Origin of the sequence: uncultured Fretibacterium sp. (assembly GCF_938040765.1) — a bacterium.
In the GTDB taxonomy this organism is placed as follows: domain Bacteria; phylum Synergistota; class Synergistia; order Synergistales; family Aminobacteriaceae; genus CAJPSE01.
Map to the genome: position 1 here is coordinate 1 of NZ_CALIAA010000192.1, position 5,516 is coordinate 5,516.

The 5,516-nt window shown below is 63.2% G+C and carries 7 protein-coding genes; all 7 read right to left on the reverse strand.

Features of this window, described 5'->3' with window-relative positions:
* A partial coding sequence (gene flgK, locus Q0176_RS06655) for a flagellar hook-associated protein FlgK (protein ID WP_299300498.1) occupies positions 1-1,543 on the reverse strand: 1,543 nt, incomplete at its 3' end.
* A gap of 7 nt (positions 1,544-1,550) precedes the next feature.
* Positions 1,551-2,003, reverse strand: coding sequence for a flagellar export chaperone FlgN (gene flgN / locus Q0176_RS06660; protein ID WP_299300500.1), 453 nt, complete (start codon positions 2,001-2,003; stop codon positions 1,551-1,553).
* A gap of 15 nt (positions 2,004-2,018) precedes the next feature.
* Entirely contained in the window at positions 2,019-2,303 is a 285-nt protein-coding gene (locus tag Q0176_RS06665; RefSeq protein WP_299300503.1) for a flagellar biosynthesis anti-sigma factor FlgM, read from the reverse strand.
* Positions 2,304-2,559: 256 nt separating this feature from the next.
* Complete coding sequence (locus Q0176_RS06670; protein ID WP_299300506.1) at positions 2,560-3,240, reverse strand: hypothetical protein; 681 nt, start codon at positions 3,238-3,240, stop codon at positions 2,560-2,562.
* A gap of 33 nt (positions 3,241-3,273) precedes the next feature.
* Positions 3,274-3,759 (reverse strand): ribonuclease HI, encoded by a 486-nt coding sequence (rnhA, locus tag Q0176_RS06675; RefSeq protein WP_299300509.1) that lies wholly within the window; start codon positions 3,757-3,759, stop codon positions 3,274-3,276.
* A gap of 20 nt (positions 3,760-3,779) precedes the next feature.
* Entirely contained in the window at positions 3,780-4,199 is a 420-nt protein-coding gene (locus Q0176_RS06680; protein WP_299300512.1) for a GNAT family N-acetyltransferase, read from the reverse strand.
* A gap of 116 nt (positions 4,200-4,315) precedes the next feature.
* A complete protein-coding gene (locus tag Q0176_RS06685; RefSeq protein WP_299300515.1) occupies positions 4,316-5,464 on the reverse strand; it encodes a DUF3084 domain-containing protein in 1,149 nt (382 codons plus the stop codon).
* Positions 5,465-5,516 lie beyond the last annotated feature (52 nt).

Genomic DNA, 5,516 nt, shown 5'->3' on the forward strand with positions numbered 1-5,516 from the left:
CAGAGATGCGCACGAGGTCGGCGAAGCAGTCGGGACTGGAGTCGTCGATCATCTTCTGCGTGAACGAGGTGCGGAACTCGGGGATCCCGTATGTGCCCATATTGGCACCGAGTTCCTCCGCGCTGATCCCCAGCGCCTCCGTCGTCGTCATGGGGCGCTGGCGCATGGAGACATGCTCCTCCCTGAACTGGAGAAATGCCTGGGTCGCATCGTCGAAGGAGACCGGAGTCGTACCGCTCAGGGACTTCACCATCAGGGAGTTGCCCGAGACCGAGGCGTTCAGGTCGGCGGGCGGGATCCCCTCGCCGAACACCTTCGCCAAGTAGTCGGCCAGCTCCGTGACGGTCAGGTCCCCCGACGCGGAGGAGGCCGTGGTAGCGGATTTATCGTTGGTCATATCCCATTTTCCAGTTCCCGCGTTCCACGTCAGGGTTACCTTGACCTCGTAATCGCTCCCATCCGTCCTCTTTCCCTTGAAGACGAGGTTCTTCGGGCTTCCCGCGCCGCCGTCCGGCAGGACGACCCCGCCGGCGAAGGCGTTGGAGACGTAGGACACCTTGACCGTCCCGTCCGGGTTCAGGCAGAAGGGGTCCCCTCCGCCGATCTCCCACTCCCTGCCGTTGGCCAGGCGGTCGACGTGCAGCTGATGGACCCCCTCGGGCCCCGTCGCCAGCACATCGGCCACCTTGCAGTTCTCCACGATGTCGAACTCGTTCTCCGCAACCTGCACGTCGTAATAGACCTTGCCGTCCCACTGGAAGGCGTGGGCGCGAAGCTCGCGCACCCTATCGCCCTGGATGAGGGTGCGGCCATTCAGGGTCATGAAGAACTCCCCGTTCGTATCCCCGACCTTGAGGGGTTCCTGGAAGGTCACGTCCATCATACGGGATATCTTGTCCAGGAGCAGGTCTCGCTGGTCCAGGAGGTCGTTGGGGTTCTGGCCCAGAGCCTTGAGCTGGTAAATCTGCTTGTTCAGGGATGCTATTTCGCGCAGGACCCGGTTGGCCTCGTCGACCGAGGTCCTGACCTCGTCGTTGAGGGCCTTGGAGTAGGATTCGAACCCCTTGATCACCCCGCTCAGGGTCCCTCCCAGGGAGCTCGCGGCCTCGACCAGGGTCTGACGTGCGGCGGTGCTCTCCGGGTTCTCCTGCAGCTTCTGCATGGCGTTGAAGAAGTTGTCCATGGAGACCCGAATGCCCGGCTTGACCGGTTCGGGGATGTAGTTCTGGATCGCCTCATAGAGCTTGTTGATCTTGTCCCAGTAGCCCAGGGTCGCCAGGCTGGACCGGTACTGAAAGTCCAGAAACTCGTCCCGGATGCGCACGATCTCGTCGACCTTGACGCCCATGCCAATCTGACCGGGGCCGCCGGGCCGGGACTCTCCGGGCATCGTGTAGGGCGTCACCGTCGAGAGGTTCACCCTCTGGCGCGAGTATCCCTCCGTCTTCATGTTCGAGACGTTGTGCCCCACGGTCTGGAGCCCGAGCCTGAATGCGTTGAGCGCACGCTTGCCCATCTCGAGCCCGTAAAAGCTGTTCAGCATCTCCCGTCTACCCCCTGAAATCCGTGCCGCTCAACCGCGAAGTCCCGCCCTCGAGGCGCCGCCACTCCGACAGCAGCATCGAGCTGTACCGCTCGTTCTGGTCGATCAGCCCGCTCAATATGACCATCTCCGACTTGAGTTCGAACAAAGACTGGGTGAGGCGGTCCACGACCCCGTTGAAGAGCGCCCGTTCGTCCTCCTCGAAGGCGTCGCTGAGGGAGGCGGCCTGAGGTTCGCAGCCCAGCTCGGCAGCCAGCTCCTTCGCCAGTTCCTCCCTGAGGGACTCCTGCGCCTGCACGTCAAAGAAGATCTCCCGCTGCTCCCGCATCAGGTCCTGAAGGACCTCGACCCCATCGCCCCTGAGGGCCTCGCGCTGTTCCTGCACGACATCGATGAGGTCGTCTATGGCATCCGCCTCGTCCTGAATCGCATCGATGAGGGCTTCGACCCGGTCACGCACGTCCGTCTACCGTAATTATTGGAGGTCCAGAAACCCGGACAGGACCAGGTTTCTGGCCACTTGCTCGAGCTGAGGGACGTACTCGCCCGCCGCCACCTGGGCCTGAAGACGGTCGACGACATCCTGACGCACGTCGGGGACATTCTTCAGCTCGGCCCCGATCCGGGCCAGCTCCACCGCGAAGGGGCTGAAGTCCGCCCGGTCGCTTCCCCCGGAAGGACCGTCCGCGTAACGTCCCTTCTTCGACCTGCCCCTGCCCGAAGCCTCCGGTCCATAATGACTGGATACCTTTCCGATCATAAAACACACTCCCCTTAAGCAGGCGGCCAGCCCTTTTCGGACCCTTGGGGCCGAAAATGCTGTGCCGTTCGCTTATACAGACCGACAACACAGTTGTTGTCGGTCTGTAAAGCAGGCAACCGCCTCTCTACGATCAGAGGCCGCAGACGCTGTATCGTTCGCTTACGTCGAAGCGAAGCCCAACGGCTTCGTCTTCGACGCCGTTTCTATTTCTAAGTCTTAATATCGGAGCATCCGCACCCGTGCTTTAGGGGGATCATCCCGGAACGTGCGCCAGGACGAAGGCGGCCTCCACCCTCGCCCCCGCCGCGGTACAGGCTGAAGCGAGCCGCGACAGCGTGGTCCCCGTCGTGCAGACGTCGTCCACAAGCCCGACCCTCAATCCGCGTACGTCGGAAGCGACGACGAAGTCCTCCGTACGCAGTTCCCTCCGTTCCGCCCGGCTCAGCCGCGTGCGGGCGGGGACGTCGCTCGACCACCGCGCGAGGCTGCGGACCGGAATCCCCCATGCGCGGCCCAGCCCCAGAGCAATCGCCTCGGCCTGGTTGTAGCCCCTCGGGCTTTTTAGATGAAGCGGGACAGGAATCAGGACCTCCAGGGAGGGACGAGGACGAAGCCCCGCGAGTCCGCGGCCCAGGATCGGCCCCAGGGCACGGGTTTGTCCGTACTTCAGGCGGTGGATGATCTCCCTGACCTTCCCCTCGTAGATGGCACCCGGGAGGATCGGGGCGCTCCGGGGATGGTCGATGCAGGGGGCGGGGCCCCCGCACGAAAGGCAGCGGGGGATCTGACGGGTCAAAAGGGAGCTCAGACATTCCCCGCACAGCACCTGCCCCAGCCGCCCGCAGACGGGACACGCCACGGGCCAGAGCGTGTGGAGCAGAAGGTCGAGACAGTCCCGGACCCAGCGCAAAGGAGACGGAGTTCCATCAATCATGGAATACGGTCATGGAGTAAAACGGTCGCGAGCTCAAGCCGGGGCGGCAGGCGACATCCCCGAGAGAAATTCCTCCTTCGCCCGCTGTACCAGGGCGTCGCAGCGGTTGTTGCGCTCGTCGCCGGCGTGTCCCTTCACCCAGTGCCAATAGATGGAATGGGTCCTGGAGAGCTCCCAGAGTTCCTCCCAGAGGTCCCGGTTCAGCACCGCCTGTTTTCCCGACGTGCGCCAGCCGTTTTTGCGCCACCGCTCCAGCCAGCCCTTCTCGAAGGCGTTGCGCAGGTACGTGGAGTCCGTGTACAGCTCCACCCGGCAGGGGTACTTCAGAGCCCTGAGCGCCTGGATCGCGGCCGTGAGCTCCATTCGGTTGTTCGTCGTGTCCGGCTCGGCCCCATAGAGCTCGCGTTCCGCCCCGCCGTGTCCGGGCGAGACGAGGACGGCAGCCCACCCGCCCAATCCGGGGTTCGGCGACGCACCGCCGTCGGTATAGACGATCACGCAGGTCTTCGGCTCGTTCAAGAGGGCATCGTCCCTTCGGCTCAGGAATACTCTATCGGGCGGCGCAGCAGCAGCATGGCCCCCTTGCGGGGCTCGAATCCGCGGGATTCCATGAAGGACTCCCACTCGCTGGTGTAGGTCAGGATCATGGGGATGCCGCGTATGGCGGGGTGGTTCAGCGCGTAGTCGACCAGGGAGCTTCCCAGCCCCTGACCCTGATGTGCGGGGTGCACGATGACATCCCAGAGGGAAGCCCTGTAGACGAAATCCGTGATCATGCGGCAGAAGCCAACCAGTTTATCCTGATGACGGGCGGAAAAGCAGATACTGGTCCCGTCGAGCATCGCCTGGATTCCCTCGACGGACCGGCTGCGCCCCCACCCCGTGTACCGGTACAGGTCCTGAAGCTCCGGGGCCGTGACCGCGTATTTGCTGTCGTAAAAAACGTATTCGTCCCTCATCTTCTCCCCCTTGCCGCCGGATGAACAGAAAAAATTCTCAGTCCCAAGACGGCGCCGTGTTTCCGCGGCCGCCCCGCCCGGTGCAGCCGGGGCGCACGCCGGCCACGGACAACGGCCTACTCCTCCAACACGAATTTGATGTCGACCGGTCCCTCCGTATAGATATCATGGGAGGCCAAAGCGCTGACGATCACCGGTGCATGGACGTCCTTCAGGCTCTCCACGACATCGAAAAAGGTGACCCCCTCCACGGTCCCCACGCTGTTCGTGGCAGGGTCGGGGAGGACCCCATCGCGGATGGCCTTGAGCTTGAGCTCGCGCAAAAACAGATGCAGCGCCTCCTCGGCGTCGAAATCGGCGTGCTGGGCGTGGACCAGCTTACGGTAGACCGGCTCTTCGGCGGTATAAATCCGATAGCTCGTTCCCGTCTCGAGCCGGACCTTGACCGGCTCTCCCAGGGCGACGTTCTCCGCGGACAGGGCCCTGACGTAGGAGCGTTCGGAAGAATTCGTCAGGCGCTCGATCAGCTCGGCCTCCTCGGCAGGATCAAAAGCGATCGTCAGGTCCCGCATCCCCTGGCTCAGCTTTTCCGAGAGCCCGGAGAGGACGGAGAGCCGAACGTTCTTTGCGAGGGCCTGAAGGTCCTCGCTCACCTGGGCGGCAGAGCTGTTGGGGAGTACGACCTGCTGCGCCAGAAGGACATTGGCGTGAAGCGCAATGGCCTCGCTGCGCATGGAGCTCAGAGCGCGCTTGAGCTCCTCGGACTCCTCTCTCATGGACGTAACCTCAGCCCCAAGCTCGCTCTTCTCGTTCTCCAGGACCAGCTTGTCGTTGCGAAGGGATTCGAGATCGAAGCGGGCAAGGTCCAGGCTGACCGTGGTCGTCTGCAGCAGGCCCTGCTGATTCTCCAGGCTGCTGCGGGCAAGAGAAAGGTCCTCCAGGGCCTGGTCTGTATTGTTCTGACTGCTCTGCAGCTGCACGCGCAAATCCATCAGCTGCTGCTGGATGTACTGCATGCTGAACAGGGCGGTACGGACATCCTGAGAGAACAGGGAGAGGACCGTCAGGATGACGATGGAGATGATCGCCCCCGTAACGGCCGTGATCAGACGGCTGGTGTATCTGGGGCGCAGGCCGAAGACGGAGATGCGCTGTTTCCCGTATTTGAAGCCCAGGACATCGCCCAACAGGGCCAAGGCGGCGCTGCCGAAGATCAGCCCCACGATCAGGGGCCAGTTGGTACCGGACCACACCTGCGTCTGCAAAAAAATCCCCTCCTCTCGGGATACTGATGGAAACTAGCCGTTCCCCTTTATT

Bases quoted from the DNA above. Each gene is read 5' to 3' on its own strand.
- Q0176_RS06670 (WP_299300506.1), bottom strand. From the start codon at position 3,240: ATGATTGATGGAACTCCGTCTCCTTTGCGCTGGGTCCGGGACTGTCTC.
- Q0176_RS06665 (WP_299300503.1), bottom strand. From the start codon at position 2,303: ATGATCGGAAAGGTATCCAGTCATTATGGACCGGAGGCTTCGGGCAGG.
- Q0176_RS06680 (WP_299300512.1), bottom strand. From the start codon at position 4,199: ATGAGGGACGAATACGTTTTTTACGACAGCAAATACGCGGTCACGGCC.